We start from the raw sequence: 20,242 nt of genomic DNA on the forward strand, positions 1-20,242 counted from the left end.
TTCATTTTGCAAGTCACTTGCAGAATGAAAGTAATAAACAGAACGTCAGCGCGCGTTCTGGCGCAGCCTCACAGCCTGTCGATCAATTCCTGCCGGTGGTCATGCAGCAGACGCAGCATTTCACGCAACAGCGGATCTTCGTTGCCCTTCTGCCACGCAATACTCAGCGGCAAGCCTTTGATCTGCTCAGGTAACGTCAGCGCGATATAGCGCACGCTGTCGCTGTTCATGGTGCGATAAGAGGCAGGCACCACCGCCAGACCGAGGCCGGCAGACACCAGGCTGAGAATGGTTTGCTTCTCTTCGGCATATTGCGCGATATGCGGCGTCAGGCCGGCCTGCTTAAACAGACTGATGGTGAGATCGTGGCTGTGCGGCCGGGTGCGGCGGTCGGGAATGATCATGGCTTCATGCTGAAAATCTGCCACCGTCACCTGCGCTTTTTCCGCCAGCGGATGCGTCAGCGGCACTGCCAGCACGCAACTTTCGCGGGTAATAAAACGCAGCGCCAGTGACGCATCCATGCGCTGCGGCGCGCGGATAATAATCATATCCAGCCAGCCGGATTTTAATTTAGGAATCAGGTTAAGGGTTTTATCTTCGATAATATGGATATCGCTCAGCGGATGACGCGGCACAAATAAATTCAGCAGTGCCGGAACTAAACCGCGCGCGGCGCTATCGATAGCGCCAATGCGTAATGTCCGGCGTTCATCTTTTAATCCGCCTTTAAAACGCAGCGCCAGCGCATCAAACTGATCGATCAGTTTTCCCGCTTCGTCAAAAAAAAGCGCTCCCTCGGCGGTTAATGAAACATTGCGCGTTGAGCGGTTTAACAGGCGCACGCCGAGATCCTCTTCCAGCAGGCGAATAAAGCGGGAAAGTGATGCAGGCATCATTTCCATACTTTGTGCCGCCCGACCGAAATGCAGTTCTTTACCCACCGCGACAAAACAACGCAATTGATTTATATCCACATTTCCCTCACCGCACGATTATTCAAATAGTTTATATAATCCACGCCTGATGATCGCGCAATACAAACCTGCATACTGCATTCGACAACCAGAAAATAATACTACCCTACACAATCTGGAGCACTTTAATATGAACTCTCACCTCGAAAAAAGGGTGATGCGTAAAGTGACGTTGCGCATTGTGCCCTTCATCATGCTGCTCTATTTCATCGCGTTTCTCGATCGCGTCAATATTGGTTTTGCCGCGTTAACCATGAATCAGGATTTAGGTTTCTCGCCCACGGTATTTGGTTTTGGCGCCGGGATCTTTTTCCTCGGCTATTTTCTGTTTGAAGTCCCGTCGAATTTAATTTTGCACAAAGTGGGCGCACGCATCTGGATCGCCCGCGTGATGATCAGCTGGGGATTGGTCTCCGGCTGCATGGCGCTGGTGCAGGGCACCACCAGCTTCTACATCCTGCGCTTTCTGCTCGGCGTGGCGGAAGCCGGTTTCTTCCCTGGCATCATTCTCTACCTCAGCTACTGGTTCCCGGCGGCGAAGCGCGCGCAGGTTACCGCCATCTTCATGGCCGCCGCCCCGCTCTCTACCGCGCTCGGCTCGCCGGTCTCTGCGGCGCTGCTGGAGATGCACGGTCTGCTGGGCTACGCCGGCTGGCAGTGGATGTTCGTGTTAGAGGCAATTCCGGCGTTGCTGCTGGGCATCGTGGTGCTGTTTTTCCTCACCGATCGTCCGGCGCAGGCTAAATGGCTGAACGCAGAAGAGCGGCGCTGGCTGCAGGAGACCATGCAGGCTGAAGAGCAGGCGCGGTCGACGCAGCACGGCCACAGCAGCGCCTGGCGCGGGCTGGCGGACAAGCGCGTACTGGCCCTGGCGCTGGTGTACTTCGGCACGTCGGCCGGGCTGTACACGCTGGGGATCTGGTCACCGCAAATTATTCGCAGCTTCGGCGCCTCCTCGCTGGAAATCGGCTTCCTCAACGCTTTCCCGGCGGTGATCGGCGTGATCGGCATGATCCTGTGGGCACGTCACTCCGATCGTCGCGGCGAGCGCAGCTGGCACGTCATTGGCGCCTGTTTACTGGCTGCCGCCGGGCTGATTTACGCCGGTAACGTCAGCACGCTGCTGGCGGTGATGATTGCGCTGACGCTGGTCACGGTCGGCATCAGCGCCTCCAAACCGCCGCTGTGGAGCATGCCGACGCTGTTTCTCAGCGGGCCGGCCGCGGCCGCCGGCATCGCCACCATTAATTCCATCGGCAATCTCGGCGGTTTTGTCGGCCCGATGATGATTGGCGTGATCCGCCAGCAAACCGGCAGCTACACCTGGGGACTCTATTTCGTCGCCGCGCTGCTGGCGTTGTCCGCGCTCATCGTGCTGATTCTCGCCGCGCACACGCCAAAACCGCAAAGCGCCGATCTGCCTCATCCTCATACCCATTAATTGACTGGAGAAAACTATGCGTAACTACAAAATTGCCGCGATTCCGGCAGACGGTATTGGCCCGGAAGTGATTTCGGCTGGCGTTGAGGTGCTGCAGGCGCTGACGCAGCACGATGAACAGCTAAAGTTTGACGTGCAGACCTTTGACTGGGGCTCGGATTACTACAAACAGCACGGCGTGATGATGCCGGAAGATGGCCTGCAGACGCTGAAGCAGTTTGATGCCATCTACTTTGGCGCGGTGGGCGCGCCGGACGTGCCGGATCACATCACGCTGTGGGGGCTGCGCCTGCCGATTTGTCAGGGCTTCGATCAGTACGCCAACGTGCGGCCAACTAAAATTCTGCCGGGCGTGACCTCGCCGCTACGCAACCGTGGACCGGGCGATCTTGACTGGGTCATCGTGCGCGAGAACTCGGAAGGGGAATACTCCGGCAACGGTGGCCGTGCGCACCGCGGCCTGCCAGAAGAGGTGGGCACTGAAGTGGCGATTTTTACCCGCGTCGGCGTGACGCGCATCATGCGCTACGCCTTTAAACTGGCGCAGTCGCGGCCGCGCAAACTGCTGACGGTGGTGACCAAATCCAATGCCCAGCGGCACGGCATGGTGATGTGGGATGAAATTGCGGCGGAAGTGGCGCAGGAGTTTCCGGATGTGCAGTGGGACAAGATGCTGGTGGATGCCATGACGCACCGCATGACGCTGCACCCGCAATCGCTGGATACCATTGTCGCCACGAACCTGCATGCGGATATTCTCTCCGACCTTGCCGGCGCGCTGGCCGGCAGTCTCGGCGTCGCGCCGACCGCCAATATCGATCCGGAGCGGCGTTTTCCGTCGATGTTCGAACCGATTCACGGCTCGGCGTTTGATATCACCGGCAAAGGCATCGCTAACCCGATCGCCACCTTCTGGACCGCGGTACAGATGCTGGAGCATCTGGGCGAACGCAACGCGGCCGCGCTGATTATGCAGGGCATTGAGCACGTGTGCGCGGCGGGCATTCTGACGCCGGACGTCGGCGGCAGCGCCACCACCGCTGACGTGACGCGCGCGCTGGTGCAATTTATTGAAGCCAAATCTCAGGTGGCGGCAACCGCCTGAGTCGAAAGGCGGGGTGTTACAGCGCCGCCGCCAGCCGGTCCAGCGCCAGCAGGATGCCGTAGCGCCGCGCCGGTGCTGCATCCGGCAGCGGCAGCCAGTAGTTGGCCTGGCTGGCGAGATCCAGCGCCGCCGGGCACAGCGCCATCACTGGGGTCTGCTGGATGTGAGCGTGATGCACCGCGCTGAGCACGCTGCTGTTGATGGTGTCCGGCGCGAGGATCAGCAGCAGATCGTCCGGCTGCAAACGGCTGAGCGTCAGGCGCAGCAGGTTGTCGTCCTGGATCCACGCCAGCGCCAGCCCGGCTTCACTCAACCGCTGCTGCACTTCCGCCACCAGCGGCGTGTGCTGGCCAGCGGCACCGATCAGCAACACGCTGCGTGCCTGACGCAGCGCCTGTGCCGCCTGCTCCCAGCGGCTGTCATCCAGCTGCTGCCACTGCCGGGTCAGCGCCTGATGCAGACTCACCAGCTGCGGCACCGCACCGTGGCTGGCGCTGGCCGGTTCGGCGCTGGCGCGTGCCAGCCGCATACGCAGATCGCGAATATCGTCGCAGCCGACCGAACGGGCAAAGCGGGTAATGGTCGCCGCACTGACTTCCGCCCGGCTGGCCAGTTGTTCAATGGTGGCCGAGGCCGCGAACGCGGCGTCACGCAGGATGGCGCGCGCCACCCGCTGCTCCTGCTGGCTGAGCGAAGCCTGCCGCTGACGAATCACCGTCATAAACGCACTTTCCTGCTGGCCGGCCTGGCGCACCTGGTGCAGAAAATCATCCAGATCGCGGTAGCCCGCCGAGGCAGCAAAGCGCTGGAGTACAGCCGGGCTGACACCCGCCTGCGTCGCCAGACTCTCCATGGTGGCCTGCGCGCTGGCGTGCAGGTTATCCAGAATAAATCGCGCCAGCTTTGATTCCTGCGCATCAAAACGCGCCGACTGCTGCTGCAGTTGCCAGACAATATCCATTAGCTCATCACATCCTCAGTAACGAACCCTCATGATGCATGAAAATATTTTTCATGGTGAGATTTTTTTCAGCTGAGCGCACTGAATTTTCCTGGGATTAAAGCACTCGTAACAGAAAATCATCGTGCCGATCACACCAATGAAAATTATTTTCATGGCAGTTTAATGATTAAGCTATTGATAAATAATACTTTAAATAACTTTCATCACAAAATCATCTGGCCGCAGGGTATTTACAGTGCGGCCGAGACAGGTCTTAAATGCCGGAGTCAATTCACAGGAGGATAAATTATGCGCATTGTTCTTTGCTGTGCCGCCGGCATGTCTACCAGCATGCTGGTGAATAAAATGCAGCACGCCGCACAAGCGCGCGGGCTGGCGATCAACATTCAGGCCGTCCCGGTGGCCGATTTCGAACGTATCCTGCCGGACGCAGACGTGGTGCTGCTCGGCCCGCAGGTGCAGTTTGAAGCTGCCCGCCTCACCGCCATCGCGGCCCCGCAGGGCAAGGCGGTCGCCGTTATCGACATGATGGATTACGGCATGATGCGCGGCGAACAGGTGCTGGATAAAGCGCTGGCGCTGCGCGCTTCCTGATTCTTCGTTTCCCCCAATCTGACTGATAACACACGGCGTTGCGCTGTGGGAGATTCTGCATGCCTGAAGATGACGTGATGGTGGTTCCGGAAGAGGAGATCATGCTGCTGCTGGTGCAGGCCGGTGCCGCGCGCAGCGCCGCTCTCAGCGCCCTGCGGCTGGCGCGCGCCGGCCAGTTTGAGGCGGCACAGCAGCAGCTGGCGGCGGCGCGGGAAAACGTGAGCAGCGCGCACCAGCAGCAGACGGCACTAATTAGCCTGGACGAAGGCAGCGGCCGGTTGCCGGTTACCCTGATTCTGGTTCATGCCCAGGATCACCTGATGAACGCCATGCTGATTCAGGATTTAGCGGGCGAAATCATTGAACTCTATCGCCGTACCACGGCAGGAGAAAACGATGCTTAAGATAGCAATCATTGGCGGCGGCAGCAGCTATTCGCCGGAGCTGGTGGAGGGAATCATCAACCGTTATGCGCAGCTGCCGGTAACCGAACTGGCGCTGGTGGATGTGGCGGCAGGACGCGAAAAGGTACAGATCATCGCCGATCTCACGCGCCGTATGCTGCAAAAGAACGGGCTGGAGCAGGTTAAGGTCAGCGTGCATTTCGCGCTGGATGAGGCGATTCGCGGTGCGCGCTTTGTGCTGACACAGCTGCGCGTCGGCCAGCTGGCGGCACGCGCCGCCGATGAACGGCTGGGCCTGAAGTATGGCCGTCTCGGCCAGGAAACCACCGGTGTCGGCGGCTTCGCCAAAGCGCTGCGCACCATTCCGGTGATGCTGGAGATTGCGCGCAAAGTAGAACAGCTGGCACCCGACGCCTTCATCATCAACTTCACCAATCCGGCGGGCATCGTTACCGAAGCCGTGGCGCGCTACAGCAACGCGAAGATCATCGGCCTGTGTAACGTGCCGGTGAATATGCACCATATGATCGCCGGCATGTTACAGGCGCCGTTTGACGAGGTGGCGCTGCGCTTTGCCGGGCTGAATCATCTGGTGTGGGTGCATCAGGTGCTGTGCCGCGGCGAGGACGTGACCGCCGGGGTGATCGAACAGCTGTGCGAAGGCCAGGCGCTGACCATGAATAACATCAAAGAGATGCCGTGGTCGCCGGCGTTTCTGCGCGCGCTGCAGGCGATTCCCTGCCCGTATCACCGCTACTACTGGCAAACACCGCAGATGCTGGCCGAAGAGCAGGAGAAAGCGCAGCACGGCCAGGCCGGAACGCGCGCCGAACAGGTGATGAAAGTGGAAGCCGAGCTGTTCACGCTGTATGCCGATCCGCAGCTGACGCACAAGCCGGAGCAGCTGAGTTTTCGCGGCGGCGCATATTACTCCGAAGTGGCCGTTGAGCTCATCAGCGCCATCCATAACAATAGCGGGCAAAATCTGGTGGTGAACTGCCAGAACCGTGGGGCGATTCACGGTCTGCCGGACGACGCAGTGGTGGAAGTGAACTGTGTGGTCGATGCGCAGGGCGCGCACCCGCTGGTGTTTGGCGCGCTGCCACCGCTGATGCACGGGCTGACGCAGCAGATCAAAGCCTTCGAGCGATTGACCATCGACGCGGCGGTGCACGGCGATCGCGGTGCCGCGCTGCTGGCGCTGGTCGGCAATCCGCTGGTCGGCGATGTCGCCAGCGCCGAAGCGCTGCTGGACGAAGTGCTGACGCTGAATCAACCGTGGCTGCCGCAGTTTGCGTGATATCCCTGTCGCAAACCGCACCCAGGCCGTCGCGGCGCGCTTCATCGCGCAATAAATTGCGCCGCGACGGCCGGGTGCAGGTATCCGCTGCCGCGCCGAAATGACACGCATTGACCTGTTAATTTGTTGCGCCATTGTGCCCGAGGAGGCCCTATGTCCAACCGTAATATCATCGAACGTTATGTGCTGCCCGCCGCGCTCAAGGTGGCCGGGCAGAAGCATGTGCTGTCCGTGCGGGACGGCATCATTCTCAACATGCCGTTCATGCTGATCGGCAGCTTTTTTCTGATCTTCGCCTACCTGCCGATCCCGGCCTGGGGCCATCTGATGGCCGACCTGTTCGGCGACAGCTGGCGCAATAAACTGCTCTATCCGGTGCGTGCCACCTACGACATCATGGCGCTGATCTCCAGCTTCGGTATCGCTTACAGGCTGGCGGAGAAATATCGCACGCTCGACCCGCTGACCAGCGGCGCGATGGCGCTGGTGGCGTTTGTGATGACCATTCCGCAGCAGACGCTGTTCGCCCCGGTTGAAGGCGCGCCCGCGCAGCTGGTCACCGGCGTGCTGCCGATTTCGCTGATCGGCAGTCAGGGCCTGTTCGTGGCGATTGTGATTGCGCTGCTCTCCACCGAAATCTACCGCTTTGTGCACAGCCGTAACCTGGTGATCAAGATGCCGGAAGGCGTGCCGCCGGCGGTGGCGAAATCGTTCCTCGCGCTGGTTCCCGGCTTCTGCGTGCTGGCCGTGGTGCTGCTGCTGCGCCTGGCCGTTGAAGCCTCACCGTTCCACGACATCAACAACCTGATTGCCACGGTGATTGGTTTGCCGATGCACCACGTCGGCGGCACGCTGCCGGGGATGATTTTCTCGGTGCTGCTGATTGGCATTCTTTGGACGCTCGGCCTGCACGGCGATGCCATCGTACTGGTGTTCATTCAGCCGGTATGGCTGTCGAACATGAGTGAAAACCTCGAAGCCTTTCAGCATAATCAGCCGATTCCGCACATCTTTACCCAGCAGTTTTACGATTTATGGATTGCGCCCGGCGGCACCGGCGCGCTGCTTGGGCTGGTGATCTTTATGCTGATCCGCGCACGCAGCCGCCAGATGAAACAGCTGGGGAAAATCGCTGCGCCGGCGGCGCTGTTCAACATCAGCGAGCCGCTGGTGTTCGGCATTCCGCTGGTGATGAACCCGTACCTGTTCCTGCCGTTTATCCTGACGCCAGTGCTGCTGGTGATTGTTTCGTGGGCGGCAATGAGCAGCGGTCTGGTGGCGCCGCCAGCCGGCATCGCCCTGCCCTTTACCACGCCGATCTTCGTCAGCGGCTATCTCGCCACCGGCGGCCATATCTCCGGCACGGTGTTGCAGGTGGTCAACCTGACGATTTCGCTGGTGGTCTACTATCCATTTTTCCGCGTGTGGGATCGCCTGAAGCTGCGCGAAGAGCAGCAGAATGAACAGCAGGCGAAGGCCGCCAGCAGTAGTGCCGTCGTGCCTTCCTGAACCACTTCCTCTGCCGGGTGCGCTCTGCTGCGCACCCGGCCGCATCCTTCCACTTTTTGCAATAATGACTTCGCAGATCTGGCTATTCTGCCAGCAATACGGCTGTGCGAACCTTAGGCCACGGCTCGGGATCACCCCGGCCACTACCTGAGGAATCGCATGATGAAACTGTACAATTTAGCGCTCTCCGGCCACGCTCACCGCGCACTGCTGGCGCTGTCACTGCTCGGCATAGCGCATGAAACGGTCGAAGTCGACCTGCCTGGCGGCGAACATAAAACCCCGGCGTTTCTCGCCATCAACCCGTTCGGTCAGGTGCCGGTGCTGGAAGACGAAGGCGTTTACATCGCGGATTCCAACGCCATTCTGGTGTACCTGGCGAAGAAATTTAACCGCAGTGACTGGCTGCCGGAAGATGCGCTGGGTGCCGCCCAGGTGCAGCGCTGGCTGTCGGTAGCGGCCGGTGAACTGGCTTACGGCCCCGCGGCGGCGCGCCTGATTACCGTATTTGGCGCCAAATTTAATGCTGAAGAGGTGCTGGCGCGCGCGCATCTGATTCTTTCACGGCTGGAAAGCCATCTCAGCCAGCGTGAGTGGCTGGTGGGCGACCATCCCACCATTGCTGACATCGCTTTATATAGCTACCTGGCCGGTGCCCCGGAAGGCAATGTCGAGATGTCCGGTTACCCTGCGGTGAACCAGCTGCTGCGTCGGATTGAAGCGCTGCCCGGCTTTGTGCCTTTTCCGCAGACCGCCGCCGGCCTGCGCGCCTGACAGGAGCCAGCATCATGGGCGAGAAACTGATTACGCTGCCGGTATGGCATGACGGTGAAATTGCGCTGCAGCAGCAGGCGGGGGTGGCGGAACGTATGGCCGATGTCGGGCAGCGCGTGATTCGCGATTACATGCCCGATCAGCATCGTGACTTTTACGCGCAGCTGCCGTTTATCGTTGCCGGCAGCGTTGATGCACAGGGCGATGCCTGGGCCACGCTGCTGGAAGGCCAGCCCGGTTTTATCTTCTCGCCCAACGCCACCACACTGGATATCGCGGCCCGCTCTGACGCCAGCGATCCGGCGGCCGGCGGGATGACCGATGGCGCGCCGGTGGGCCTGCTCGGCATCGAGCTGCACACGCGGCGGCGCAACCGCATGAACGGCGTGCTGACGGCAATTGGCGGCGGCCTGCGCGTGCAGGTTGACCAGAGCTTCGGCAACTGCCCGCGCTATATTCAGCTGCGCGATTTCCGCTTCGCCCATGCGCCCGGCAGGGCTTATCAGGGCGAAGTTGAGACGCTCAGCGCGCTGGATGACGCCGCGCGCGCCGCCATCCGGCAAGCCGACACGTTTTATGTCACCACTTATGCCGACCAGGCGCGCCGTCAGGTGGACGTTTCGCATCGCGGCGGCAAAGCCGGTTTTGTGCGCATCGCTGCCGATGATGTGCTGACCATTCCGGACTTCAACGGCAACCTGTTCTTCTCCACCCTCGGCAATATCGTGCTCAACGGCAAGGCCGGGCTGCTGTTTATCGACTACGCCAGCGGCGATGTATTGCAAATGAGCGGCGATGCCACGGTGATAACCGATTCCGCCGAAATCGCGGCCTTTCAGGGCGCCGAGCGCCTGTGGCGCTTTAGCGCGCGCCGCATCGTGCGCCGGCGCGCTGCCCTCGCCCTGCGCTGGACCGATCAACCAGACGGCGTATCGCCCGCCTCGCTGATGACCGGCGACTGGCCGTCCGCCAGCGAACGCCTGCAGGCACAGCAGCTGGCGGCGCAGTGGCGACCATTCCGCATCACGCAGATCGTCGATGAGAGCGCGCAGATTCGCTCGTTTCATCTTATGCCGGATGATGGCGCTGGCGTGCTGCCGCATCTGGCGGGCCAGCATCTGCCAATCCGCCTGACGCTGCCGGGCAGCGCTAAGCCGCTGATTCGGCAATACACGCTGTCAGTTGCACCGTCGGATGGTTATTACCGCATCAGCGTGAAGCGTGAAGGCGCCGTCTCACAGTATCTGCACGATGCCCTGCGCGTCGACGATCGGCTGGAGGTGCGCGCACCGGCCGGTGATTTCACTATTGATGCACACGAAACGCGGCCAGCGGTGCTGCTGGCGGCAGGCGTCGGCATCACGCCGCTGCTGGCGATGCTGCGTCATCTGATTTACGAAGGACGACGCAAACGCCGGATGCGCCCGGTGTATTTGCTGCAGTCGGCGCGTAACGTCGCCGAACGCCCGTTTGCGCGTGAGCTTGATGCGCTGCTGGCGGCCAGTGAAGGTGCGTTGAAACTGGTGCGCGTGCTCAGCCAGCCGGGCGAAGCCGAAGCGGGCGTGGATTACGACGTTGCCGGACGCATCGATATGGCGCTGCTGTCGCAGGTGCTGCCGTTCAACGATTACGATTTCTATCTGTGCGGTCCGCCGTCATTTACCCAGGCAATGTATGACGGACTGCGCGGCCTGAATATTGCCGACGCGCGTATTCACGCCGAAGCGTTTGGTCCGTCGTCGCTGCAGCGTCAGCAGGAGGATGCGCCAGAGCCCGCCGCGCTGCCGCCAGTGGCGACCGAAGCGGTGCCGGTGGTGTTTACAGAGTCGCTGAAAGAAGCGCGCTGGACGCCGCAGTCCGGCACGCTGCTGGAGCTGGCCGAAGCGCGCGGCCTGAGCCCGGCCTACAGCTGTCGCGCCGGACATTGCGGCAGTTGTAAGACAAAACTGGTGAAAGGTGCGGTGACTTACCCTATCCGGCCAGACATCACGCTGGCGCAGGATGAGGTGCTGATCTGCTGCGCGGTGCCGGCGCAGCAGGATGAAACCACGGATATTCAGCTGGCATTATGACATGCATGAAGCGGCGGCTGGCGTTACTCACCACGCCAGCAGCGCGATGCACGCAGGATACGTTCTGTTCCTGTTTACCGTGCAATGAACTGTGAGCCTTCGCGCAATAACGCCATCCCGCTGCAGCACGCCTCGTCGCAGCTTGATAGCGATCAAAAATAGTGATGCCATCTGGTCGATATGATTCGCAGCACCAACAGGAAAACCAATAATAATAACCAGCTCCGGTGCTTCTCTGTCAGCCATGGCTGGAAAACCTATAGATTGAGGCCGCGATGCGCTACAACATCAATGGCCGTCTTATTTATGATGCAACGGACGGCACATTAACTTTACCGGGAAGCCATGAAGCCGACAGTCAGCTGTCGATTACTGCCAGCGCGCTGCTGTGGTTTTTTCTGCGTCATAGCGAAGTGGTCAGTCGCGAGGAAGTCTTAAAAAAAGTCTGGGATGACAATGGATTAACCTCATCCATCAACAATCTTAACCAGTATCTGAGCATGCTGCGAAAGACCTTTCGCCACTATGACATCGACAATATTATTGTCACCCTGTCGCGCGGCCTGCTGCAGCTCAATCCCGACATTACCGTCGATGTGCTGGACGCGCCGCCAGCATGTACGCCCGCACCAGAAACGGTACCTGAACCGCAGGCCAGCGCTCCGGTGCAGCGCGAAACGGCGCAGGCAAACGTTCTGTCACCTGAAACCTGCTGGTATCTGGCCGCAAGCTGTCTGCTCACCCTCGCCCTGCTCCTGATCGTGTACAGTTTTTCAGGCAGTAACCGACTCCGCCCGCTTTCCCTGCGGCAAATCAGCCACAGCGAGTGTGAGCTACTGGCCAGCGATGACATGCTGCGCTCGGTTAGCGAATCTGCCTATGTGAAGAATTTTGATGCCGTACGCCAGCGCCTGAAGCTGCAATGTAAACCCGGTGAACGCTTCCTCTATTATTATGGCGACCGACTGCAAACCAACGGTCTGGGCCGCGTATTCCTCGCCCACTGCGCGATGCATGGAGACAATCCCTTCAGCTATTGCGATAACTATTTTTATTATTCATGGAAGCCGCAATGAGACTCGCGCCGCGCCCGTTTTTTGCTCTTTCCAGCCTGGTAGTTATCCTTGCTGCCGGCTATGCTGCCGGGCAACTGCTACCGACAAAAAACACTGCCGCGCTTCGCTGTTCGACCAAAGCGATTAAGCGCTTTGAGAACATGGAAAAAGAGAACATTAACGGCAACGTACATTTCAATTTTGCCGCTAATGGATCAGGATCCCTGGTGGTTGAAGGCTACACCGACTCTGCCGCTGGCTGGCTCTACCTGCAGCGCTACGTCAAATTTAGCTATACCAGTAAGCGCATCTCCGCCAGCGAGCGCCACTATCGCATCAGCCAGTGGGAATCCAGCGCCTCGTCGATTGATGAATCGCCAGACGTCATCTTCGATTACTTCATGCGTGAGATGTCGGACAGTCACGATGGCCTGTTCCTTAACGTCCAAAAGCTGAATGATCAGGCGATCCTGCTCAGTTCGATTAACTCTCCTCTCTACGTCTGCACGCTGAAATAGCATTCCTGCCCGACTGCCGGCATCGCCACTTCTATCCCCGCGCTGACTCTGCACAAAAAACCGCACTTTTTGTATTTAGCTATCTGTCGCAAACCCGATCTGCTCCACACTTAACGACACCTGCTGTTACCCACCCTCTGCATTAAATCAGCAACTGTTTAACATCTCTCTGCCGCGCCGCAAACGGTGAAAAAATCGCCATTAGCTTCAGTAAATCCATGCTCACCTTATAGCACAAAACCACTAAATGATCTCTAAATACCCTCCATTAACAGAGTAAAAACCTATATGTCGTGAAAAGGCGGATTTAAATTCCGTTCAGTTCCCTTATCCCTATAGTGATTTCCGAACGCCGCAGCTGTGAGTAAACGCGCTTTCGGCAAACGGCTTTCCCAACATCGTCATTAAACACAGGGCCAAAAGGCCAGGAGAACGCAAATGGGTGATGCATTAGGTCTGATTGAAACCAAAGGGTTAGTGGCCTGCATTGAAGCGGCGGACGCAATGTGTAAAGCCGCCAACGTCGAGCTGATTGGCTATGAAAACGTCGGCTCGGGTCTCGTCACCGCCATGGTGAAAGGCGATGTCGGCGCGGTGAAAGCGGCGGTGGATTCCGGGGTGGAATCAGCACAGCGCATCGGCGAAGTGGTGACCTCACTGGTGATTGCCCGGCCACACAATGACATCAACAAAATCGTCGCGCATTACAAAGTCGCGGAATAACGGGAGAGAAACGCATGAAAGAAGCACTGGGTCTGATTGAAACCAAAGGGTTGGTGGCTTGCATTGAAGCGGCAGATGCGATGTGCAAAGCCGCCAACGTCGAACTGATCGGCTATGAAAATGTCGGCTCCGGCCTCGTCACCGCCATGGTGAAAGGTGACGTCGGTGCAGTGAATGCCGCCGTCGATTCCGGGGTGGAAGCCGCGAAACGTATCGGTGAGGTCGTCACCTCACGCGTCATTGCCCGGCCTCATAACGATATCGAAAAAATCGCGGCTAAGCATAAAGCATGACCTGACAGGGCGCGCCCCGTCTCCACTCTTTTAGTCTGATGAAGGATAGACGCATGATTGAACTGGACAACGATTTGCAGTCCCGGCAGCACGCCCGGGAACAGGTACGCAAAGCGAAACAGGCGCAGGCGCTCCTGGCCACCTTTTCGCAGCAGCAAATCGACGCCATCGTGAAGCGCGTGGCCGGAGAAGCGGCGCAACATGCCGAAGTACTGGCCAAAATGGCGGCAGAAGAAACCGGTTTTGGCAACTGGCAGGACAAGGTGCTGAAGAACCGTTTCGCCTCGCTACGCGTTTACGACGCGATCAAAGATATGAAGACCGTCGGCATCATTCATGACGATCCGGTACAAAAAGTGATGGACGTGGGCGTGCCGCTGGGGGTGATTTGTGCGCTGGTGCCCTCGACCAATCCGACTTCAACGGTTATCTACAAAACGCTGATCGCGCTAAAAGCAGGTAACGCCATTATCTTCTCGCCACATCCGGGTGCGCGCCAGTGTAGCTGGAAAGCGATTGAGATCGTGAAGCGCGCCGCTGAAGCGGCGGGTGCACCACCGGGCTGTGTCGATGCGATTCATCAGCTGACGCTCGACGCCACGTCAGAGCTGATGCACAGCAAAGACGTTTCCCTGATTCTCGCGACCGGAGGTGAAGCGATGGTGCGCGCAGCCTATGCATCCGGCACGCCAACCATCAGCGGCGGGCCGGGTAACGGTCCGGCATTTATCGAGCGCAGCGCCAATATCCCGCGCGCGGTGCAGGACATTATCACCAGCAAAACCTTCGATAACGGCGTGATCTGCGCATCTGAGCAGTCAATTATCGTCGAACGCTGCATTTATGACGAAGTACAACGCGAACTGGAAATTCAGGGCGCCTATTTCATGAATGAAAGCGAAGCGGAGAAAATGGCGGGCCTGCTGCTGCGTCCGAACGGCACTATCAATCCGAAAACGGTGGGTAAAACCGCGCTGTCTCTGAGCCAGATGGCCGGCTTTAGCGTCCCGGCCAGCACCCGGGTGCTGATTGCCCGGCAGAGCACCGTTTCCCCACAAAACCCCTACTCGCGGGAAAAACTGTGCCCGGTGCTCGGTCTGTATGTCGAAGAGGACTGGAAAGCCGCCTGCCATCGCGTTGTTGAGCTACTCACCAACGAAGGTCTTGGCCACACGCTGGTGATCCACACCAGCAATCAGGACGTCATTCGTCAGTTCTGCCTCGAAAAACCGGTTAACCGCATTCTGATTAACACCCCGGCAGCGCTGGGTGGCATCGGTGCCACGACCAATATCGCGCCGGCGCTGACGCTTGGTTGCGGTGCGCAAGGTGGCGGCTCCAGCTCTGACAACGTTGGGCCGATGAACCTGCTGAATATCCGCAAGGTCGGCTATGGCGTGCGCACGATTGACGAACTGCGTATCCCGGCCAGCCAGTCAGCACCTCAGCCCGACAGCGTCGCTCCCGAGCCTCATCTGAACCGCAGCATCCTCGAGGATGTGCGCTTCAATGCCGCAACCCCCGCCGTTGAAAGTGCCAGCGCCGATGACCGCTTTGCCCCTGCCACAGGCGGAGAGCGTGACATCAACGAGCAAAACGTGGAACGCGTCATCCGTCAGGTGCTGCAGCGCCTGGGTAAGTAACTGACTGATATAAGGCGGAAAACATGATTCTCGCAAAGGTGACTGGACATGTCGTCGCCACACAGAAGTGCGATGAGCTCCGCGGCAGCAATCTGCTGCTGATCACCAAATTAGATGATGACCAGCAGCCGATGAAAAATCAGACCTGGGTTGCCGTCGACAGTGTTGGTGCCGGAATGCACGACATCGTGCTGGCTGAAGCATACCTGGCACTGAGCAAAGAGCGCTACAAGGCGATGTCGGTCATTGCCATTGTCGAGAGCGTAATGCGGGATCGCTGAGGAGTAACCCACCCATGAGTGAATTTTTGCTAAAACCCCGGATTCGCTTTGGTCAGGATGCGCTGTCCATCCTGAACCAGCTACCCGCCCGCCAGGTTCTGCTGGTCACCGACCAGGCGATGCTCCGGCTTGGCCTTGCGGATCGCGTCACCCGGATCCTGCAGGCCCGCGGTCTCACCTTTCAGATCTGGGATGACGTGATCGCCGATCCGGATATCGCCACGGTGGTGCGCGGCATGAAACTGATGGACCGCAGCTACCCGGATCTGGTGATCGCGCTGGGCGGCGGTTCGGTAATCGATGCGGCCAAAGCGGTAATTTTCGCCCTGGCGCAAACCCGCCCGGATACGCAGCGCCAGCCACCTTGCTTTGTGGCGATCCCGACCACCAGCGGGACGGGCTCGGAGGTCACCGCGTTTTCCGTGGTGAAGGCGCACGCTGAAAAGCTGGTGCTGGTCGATGCCTCGCTGCTGCCGGATATCGCCATTCTTGACCCGACGCTGGTGGTCTCGGTGCCGCCGGCTATCACCGCAGACACCGGTATGGATGTGCTGTGCCACGCGCTGGAAGCCTATGTTTCCTGCAACGCCAGTGATTTTTCCGATGCGCTGGCAGAGAAAGTGGTGCAGCAGGTATTTAGCTACCTGCCCACCTGCTGGCGTAACGGTCACGACCTGCTGGCGCGGGAAAAGCTGCACAACGCCTCGTGTATGGCGGGAATGGCCTTCACTAACGCTTCGCTCGGAATCACTCATAGCCTGGCTCATGCGCTCGGCGGCGTGTTCCACGTGCCTCATGGTCGCGCCAATGCCCTGCTGATGGCGGAAGTGGTGGCCTGGAACGCGGATTATCACGGCCTTTGCGATAGCCCGGCTGCCGGTAAATACGCCCGATTAGCCCGTCTGCTGGCGCTGCCTGCGACTACCACGCGCGAGGGCGTGGCCAGCCTGCTAATCGCCATCCAGGCATTAAAAGAGGAGATGGCGATGCCGGAGGGCATCCGCGATCTCGGCATCGACGCGGTGGATTTTACACGACGACTGCCGGAGATGGTCGATCAGGCACTGCGCGACAGTTGCACGCCAGCGAACCCGCGCACGCCGGAAGCTCAGGCCTTAACCGAAATTTATCGCCGGGCGTGGAGCGGTAATGCCCTGCAGAATTCCTGATAACAAGATTTGGAGAACCTTCCCCATGGCACATTACAGTTTAACGCCGCGCGTCAGCGTGCTGGCAGAACGTTTCCACGCACAGGCCAGTATGCTGTGCACTGAACATGCCAGCGCACTGAACGCGCTTGAAGACGATATCGCTGGTGTTCCCGCCGCCGTCAAACCGGCACGCCGCGTTTATGAGCTGATGCGCCAGCTGCCGCTGTCCATCAGCGCTGACGAACTGATTGTCGGCAACCAGACGCGTAAACCGCACGGGGCGATCTTTCACGATGTAAGCACGACTCAGCGTCCGTCCGCGTTCCAGTTTTTAAATCTGAATAGCAATCTCGATTCACCTGATTACAGGCTGGTGATCGACAAAGGCGTGCTGGCAATTAAACACCAGTTTGAAGAAAAAAGTCGCATGCTGGGCAGCGCGGTCAGCCGCAGCGGCATGGATGAAGTAAACGGCTGCCGTGCGGCGATTTATGCCTGCGACGCCCTGCTCACGCTGGCACAGAAACTGGCGGATAACGCAGCTCAGCTCGCCGCAGCGGAAGGCAATGTCCATCGTCAGCAGGAAATGCAGGCGAGCGCGGCTATTTTGCGCCAGGTTCCGGCACAGCCGGCGCGTAATTTTAAAGAAGCCTGCCAGGCCTTCTATCTGTTCCAGCTGGCATTGCATCTGGACAACGGCAGTTATGCGGTCAATCCGGAAGGGGCGGACAAAGCGCTATTGCCCTACTATCAGCGGGATATCGCCAGCGGCACGCTGACCGTTCAGCAGGCTTATGAAATCGTTGAGTGTCTGTGGTTCAAACTGGCGCAACTGAGTGAAGTGCATACGCCCTGTAACCTCGACGGTTATCCGATGTTCGATGCCCTGCTGCATGGCGCGAACCTCGACCAGGCACACACCAACGAACTCTCTGACCTGTTCCTCAGTGCTCAGCACAACCTCAGTGCGCTCAACCTGCCGGTACGTCTGTTCCGGGGAACGCAGAGTTCTGCCACCGCACCGTTTGTTGCGACCAGCGAAACAGTCACAACAGAGGGACTGACCCCACGCCTGCAGCGCTTGCGTAATCATTACCTCACCGTGCGTCCGAGCGTCTCTATTTACCGCGCGCTGGCCTTTACTGAAGTCGTGAAAGCCAATCCGGGTATGCCCACCATCCTGCTGCGTGCCAAAGCCTTTCGTCACGCCTGCGAAACTGCGCCGATTTTGATTCAGGATGATGAGTTAATTGTCGGCCATCCGTGCGGTAAGCCGCGTGCCGGCGCCTTTTCACCGGATATTGCCTGGCGCTGGGTGCGTGATGAACTCGATACCATGAGTACCCGTCCGCAGGATCCCTTCGAGATCAGCGAAGAGGATAAGCGCGTGATCCGCGAAGAGATCGTGCCGTTCTGGCAAGGCCGTTCGCTGGATGAGATTTGCGAAGCCCAGTATCGCGAAGCTGGCGTATGGGCATTCAGCGGAGAAACCTTTGTCAGTGACCTCTCCTACCACCAGATCAACGGCGGCGGCGACACCTGTCCAGGCTACGACGTACTGCTGTTCACCAAAGGAATGAACGGTATTAAAGCGGATGCGCTGGCGCATCTCGACCAGTTGAGCATGGAAAATCCGGAGGATATCGACCGCATCTACTACTACAAAGCCGCGATTGAAACCTGTGAAGGGGTAATGAATTACGCACAGCGCATTGCTCATCACGCCCGCGAACTGGCCGCTAAAGAGCAGAATGCCCAGCGTCGTGCTGAACTGCTGACCATCGCCGAGGTGAATCAGAATGTGCCCGCCAATCCTCCGAAAACGCTGCAGGAAGCACTGCAAAGTATCTGGACGGTTGAGTCGCTGTTCGAAATTGAAGAGAACCAGACGGGTCTGTCACTGGGTCGTGTTGATCAGTACTGCTACCCGATGTTTGAAGCCGATATCCGCGAAGGGCGCCTGACTCACGACAGCGCGCTGGAGATGATGCAGGCGTTCATTATCAAATGCGCCGAACTGATGTGGATGTCCAGCGAGTTGGGAGCGAAATACTTTGCCGGTTATCAGCCGTTTATCAATCTGACGGTGGGTGGTCAGAAACGATCCGGCGGCGATGCCTGTAATGACCTGACCTATCTGATCATGGATGCCGTGCGCTTTGTGAAGGTTTACCAACCGTCGCTGGCGTGCCGTATCCACAACCAGTCACCGCAAAAATACATGGAGAAAATCGTTGATGTGGTGAAAGCCGGCATGGGCTTCCCGGCCTGTCACTTCGATGACTCACACATCAAGATGATGCTGCGCAAAGGCTTCAGTTTTGAAGATGCGCGCGACTACTGCCTGATGGGCTGTGTCGAGCCACAGAAATCAGGTCGTATCTACCAGTGGACCTCCACCGGCTATACGCAATGGCCGATCGCCATCGAGTTTGTGCTCAACCGCGGCCGCATGGTGCTGTTCGATAGCTATCAGGGGCTGGATACCGGTGACCTGCGCGATTTGCGTACCTTCGACGAGTTCGACGCAGCGGTGAAAAAGCAGATTGCACATATTGTCCGGCTGTCAGCGATTGGCACCGTGATTAGCCAGCGCGTCCACCGCGATGTGGCACCGAAGCCGCTGATGTCTTTGCTGGTGGAAGGCTGCATGGAGAGCGGCAAAGATGTCGCTGCCGGTGGCGCGATGATCAATCACGGGCCAGGACTGATTTTTTCCGGGCTGGCAACCTACGTCGACTCGCTGGCTGCGATACGTAAGCTGGTATACGAAGATAAAAAGTACACGCTTGAGCAGATGCGTGACGCGCTGCTGGCCAATTTCGCAGGCTATGAGGGCATGCGCCGTGACTGCCTGAACGCGCCCAAGTACGGCAACGATGATAACTATGTTGACCAGTACGCGCTGGACATTACTGAGTGGACCGAGCGCGAGTGCCAAAAGTACAGCATGCTCTACTCCAGACTCAGCCACGGCACCCTGTCGATCTCCAATAATACCCCGATTGGCGAGCTGACAAATGCCACACCAAACGGCCGCCTGGCGTGGATGCCGCTCTCGGACGGGATCAGCCCAACCCAGGGCGCAGACAAGCAAGGCCCAACGGCCATCATCAAGTCAGTCAGTAAAATGAACGTGGAGACCATGAACATCGGCATGGTGCACAACTTCAAGTTCCTTAAGGGGCTGCTCGACACGCCGGAAGGCCGCCATGGCCTGATTACGCTACTGCGCACCGCGTCAATTCTGGGTAACGGTCAGATGCAGTTCAGCTACATCGATAATGAAGTGCTGAAAAAAGCCCAGCAGGAACCCGAAAAATACCGCGATCTGATTGTCCGCGTCGCGGGCTATAGCGCTTATTTCGTCGAACTGTGTAAAGAAGTACAGGACGAAATTATCAGCCGTACCGTAATTGAAAAATTCTGATAATGCCA

General features: G+C 58.7%; 19 protein-coding genes. 16 read left to right on the plus strand and 3 right to left on the minus strand.

From position 1 onward, the window contains the following. Positions 1–68 precede the first annotated feature (68 nt). A complete protein-coding gene (locus tag C1N60_RS16890; protein WP_125311508.1) occupies positions 69–977 on the minus strand; it encodes a LysR family transcriptional regulator in 909 nt (302 codons plus the stop codon). A gap of 130 nt (positions 978–1,107) precedes the next feature. Between C1N60_RS16890 and C1N60_RS16895 the strand changes: the two genes are divergently transcribed. Together C1N60_RS16895 and C1N60_RS16900 are read left to right on the plus strand one after the other, a co-directional pair. Further along, on the plus strand, positions 1,108–2,418 hold the full coding sequence (locus tag C1N60_RS16895) for an MFS transporter (protein WP_394521122.1): 1,311 nt from the start codon (positions 1,108–1,110) through the stop codon (positions 2,416–2,418). Between the two features lie 16 nt (positions 2,419–2,434). After that, entirely contained in the window at positions 2,435–3,523 is a 1,089-nt protein-coding gene (locus C1N60_RS16900; protein ID WP_125311512.1) for a tartrate dehydrogenase, read from the plus strand. 16 nt (positions 3,524–3,539) lie between these two features. Here the strand turns inward: C1N60_RS16900 and C1N60_RS16905 are convergent, their stop codons facing one another. Continuing rightward, entirely contained in the window at positions 3,540–4,484 is a 945-nt protein-coding gene (locus C1N60_RS16905) for a MurR/RpiR family transcriptional regulator (protein WP_282995918.1), read from the minus strand. 291 nt (positions 4,485–4,775) lie between these two features. Between C1N60_RS16905 and C1N60_RS16910 the strand changes: the two genes are divergently transcribed. The 6 genes from C1N60_RS16910 (at position 4,776) to C1N60_RS16935 (ending at position 11,140) form a co-directional block, all read left to right on the plus strand. Further along, entirely contained in the window at positions 4,776–5,081 is a 306-nt protein-coding gene (locus tag C1N60_RS16910; protein WP_021507627.1) for a PTS sugar transporter subunit IIB, read from the plus strand. 59 nt (positions 5,082–5,140) lie between these two features. Next, positions 5,141–5,485 carry a PTS lactose/cellobiose transporter subunit IIA gene (locus C1N60_RS16915; RefSeq protein WP_223815702.1) on the plus strand — a complete coding sequence of 115 codons (345 nt, stop codon included), beginning with the start codon at positions 5,141–5,143 and terminating at the stop codon, positions 5,483–5,485. Continuing rightward, positions 5,478–6,785, plus strand: a complete 1,308-nt coding sequence (locus tag C1N60_RS16920) for a 6-phospho-beta-glucosidase (RefSeq protein ID WP_104188061.1) — start codon at positions 5,478–5,480, stop codon at positions 6,783–6,785. The genes C1N60_RS16915 and C1N60_RS16920 overlap by 8 nt, the downstream gene beginning before the upstream one ends. 153 nt (positions 6,786–6,938) lie before the next feature. Then, on the plus strand, positions 6,939–8,294 hold the full coding sequence (gene celB, locus C1N60_RS16925) for a PTS cellobiose transporter subunit IIC (protein ID WP_275026443.1): 1,356 nt from the start codon (positions 6,939–6,941) through the stop codon (positions 8,292–8,294). Positions 8,295–8,456: 162 nt separating this feature from the next. Beyond that, a complete protein-coding gene (locus C1N60_RS16930; RefSeq protein ID WP_058759678.1) occupies positions 8,457–9,068 on the plus strand; it encodes a glutathione S-transferase family protein in 612 nt (203 codons plus the stop codon). Positions 9,069–9,082: 14 nt separating this feature from the next. After that, positions 9,083–11,140: a 2Fe-2S iron-sulfur cluster-binding protein gene (locus tag C1N60_RS16935; protein ID WP_394521123.1), complete on the plus strand. Its 2,058-nt coding sequence runs from the start codon at positions 9,083–9,085 to the stop codon at positions 11,138–11,140. 27 nt (positions 11,141–11,167) lie between these two features. Here the strand turns inward: C1N60_RS16935 and C1N60_RS16940 are convergent, their stop codons facing one another. Beyond that, the gene (locus C1N60_RS16940) at positions 11,168–11,386 is read right to left on the minus strand and encodes a hypothetical protein (RefSeq protein WP_348879964.1); all 219 of its coding nucleotides are present in this window, start codon (positions 11,384–11,386) and stop codon (positions 11,168–11,170) included. A gap of 29 nt (positions 11,387–11,415) precedes the next feature. Here C1N60_RS16940 and C1N60_RS16945 point away from each other — a divergent pair, with 29 nt between their 5' ends. The 8 genes from C1N60_RS16945 to cutC all read left to right on the plus strand — a co-directional run bounded on the left by C1N60_RS16945 (position 11,416) and on the right by cutC (position 20,234). Beyond that, the gene (locus C1N60_RS16945; protein ID WP_394521124.1) at positions 11,416–12,216 is read left to right on the plus strand and encodes a winged helix-turn-helix domain-containing protein; all 801 of its coding nucleotides are present in this window, start codon (positions 11,416–11,418) and stop codon (positions 12,214–12,216) included. Continuing rightward, on the plus strand, positions 12,213–12,713 hold the full coding sequence (locus tag C1N60_RS16950) for a FidL-like protein (protein ID WP_348879961.1): 501 nt from the start codon (positions 12,213–12,215) through the stop codon (positions 12,711–12,713). The genes C1N60_RS16945 and C1N60_RS16950 overlap by 4 nt, the downstream gene beginning before the upstream one ends. Before the next feature lie 438 nt (positions 12,714–13,151). Next, a complete protein-coding gene (locus tag C1N60_RS16955; protein WP_041143877.1) occupies positions 13,152–13,436 on the plus strand; it encodes a BMC domain-containing protein in 285 nt (94 codons plus the stop codon). Between the two features lie 14 nt (positions 13,437–13,450). Beyond that, positions 13,451–13,729, plus strand: a complete 279-nt coding sequence (locus C1N60_RS16960) for a BMC domain-containing protein (RefSeq protein ID WP_034933889.1) — start codon at positions 13,451–13,453, stop codon at positions 13,727–13,729. Positions 13,730–13,782: 53 nt separating this feature from the next. Continuing rightward, a complete protein-coding gene (locus C1N60_RS16965) occupies positions 13,783–15,372 on the plus strand; it encodes an acetaldehyde dehydrogenase (acetylating) (RefSeq protein WP_394521125.1) in 1,590 nt (529 codons plus the stop codon). 23 nt (positions 15,373–15,395) lie between these two features. Next, a complete protein-coding gene (locus tag C1N60_RS16970) occupies positions 15,396–15,653 on the plus strand; it encodes a EutN/CcmL family microcompartment protein (protein ID WP_127833643.1) in 258 nt (85 codons plus the stop codon). Between the two features lie 14 nt (positions 15,654–15,667). Then, positions 15,668–16,822 (plus strand): 1-propanol dehydrogenase PduQ, encoded by a 1,155-nt coding sequence (locus C1N60_RS16975; protein ID WP_394521126.1) that lies wholly within the window; start codon positions 15,668–15,670, stop codon positions 16,820–16,822. A 25-nt stretch (positions 16,823–16,847) separates the two neighbouring features. Beyond that, on the plus strand, positions 16,848–20,234 hold the full coding sequence (gene cutC, locus C1N60_RS16980; RefSeq protein ID WP_394521127.1) for a choline trimethylamine-lyase: 3,387 nt from the start codon (positions 16,848–16,850) through the stop codon (positions 20,232–20,234). Positions 20,235–20,242 lie beyond the last annotated feature (8 nt).

The sequence above is a fragment of the Pantoea sp. SGAir0184 genome, from assembly GCF_043544755.1.

Excerpts from the sequence above, each read along its gene's own strand:
- C1N60_RS16955 (WP_041143877.1), top strand. The coding sequence starts at position 13,152 with ATGGGTGATGCATTAGGTCTGATTGAAACCAAAGGGTTAGTGGCCTGC.
- C1N60_RS16935 (WP_394521123.1), top strand. The coding sequence starts at position 9,083 with ATGGGCGAGAAACTGATTACGCTGCCGGTATGGCATGACGGTGAAATT.
- C1N60_RS16905 (WP_282995918.1), bottom strand. The coding sequence starts at position 4,484 with ATGGATATTGTCTGGCAACTGCAGCAGCAGTCGGCGCGTTTTGATGCG.
- cutC (WP_394521127.1), top strand. The coding sequence starts at position 16,848 with ATGGCACATTACAGTTTAACGCCGCGCGTCAGCGTGCTGGCAGAACGT.
- C1N60_RS16965 (WP_394521125.1), top strand. The coding sequence starts at position 13,783 with ATGATTGAACTGGACAACGATTTGCAGTCCCGGCAGCACGCCCGGGAA.
- C1N60_RS16895 (WP_394521122.1), top strand. The coding sequence starts at position 1,108 with ATGAACTCTCACCTCGAAAAAAGGGTGATGCGTAAAGTGACGTTGCGC.
- C1N60_RS16975 (WP_394521126.1), top strand. The coding sequence starts at position 15,668 with ATGAGTGAATTTTTGCTAAAACCCCGGATTCGCTTTGGTCAGGATGCG.
- C1N60_RS16960 (WP_034933889.1), top strand. The coding sequence starts at position 13,451 with ATGAAAGAAGCACTGGGTCTGATTGAAACCAAAGGGTTGGTGGCTTGC.
- C1N60_RS16950 (WP_348879961.1), top strand. The coding sequence starts at position 12,213 with ATGAGACTCGCGCCGCGCCCGTTTTTTGCTCTTTCCAGCCTGGTAGTT.
- C1N60_RS16920 (WP_104188061.1), top strand. The coding sequence starts at position 5,478 with ATGCTTAAGATAGCAATCATTGGCGGCGGCAGCAGCTATTCGCCGGAG.
- C1N60_RS16940 (WP_348879964.1), bottom strand. The coding sequence starts at position 11,386 with ATGGCTGACAGAGAAGCACCGGAGCTGGTTATTATTATTGGTTTTCCT.
- C1N60_RS16945 (WP_394521124.1), top strand. The coding sequence starts at position 11,416 with ATGCGCTACAACATCAATGGCCGTCTTATTTATGATGCAACGGACGGC.
- celB (WP_275026443.1), top strand. The coding sequence starts at position 6,939 with ATGTCCAACCGTAATATCATCGAACGTTATGTGCTGCCCGCCGCGCTC.
- C1N60_RS16915 (WP_223815702.1), top strand. The coding sequence starts at position 5,141 with ATGCCTGAAGATGACGTGATGGTGGTTCCGGAAGAGGAGATCATGCTG.
- C1N60_RS16930 (WP_058759678.1), top strand. The coding sequence starts at position 8,457 with ATGAAACTGTACAATTTAGCGCTCTCCGGCCACGCTCACCGCGCACTG.
- C1N60_RS16970 (WP_127833643.1), top strand. The coding sequence starts at position 15,396 with ATGATTCTCGCAAAGGTGACTGGACATGTCGTCGCCACACAGAAGTGC.
- C1N60_RS16910 (WP_021507627.1), top strand. The coding sequence starts at position 4,776 with ATGCGCATTGTTCTTTGCTGTGCCGCCGGCATGTCTACCAGCATGCTG.
- C1N60_RS16900 (WP_125311512.1), top strand. The coding sequence starts at position 2,435 with ATGCGTAACTACAAAATTGCCGCGATTCCGGCAGACGGTATTGGCCCG.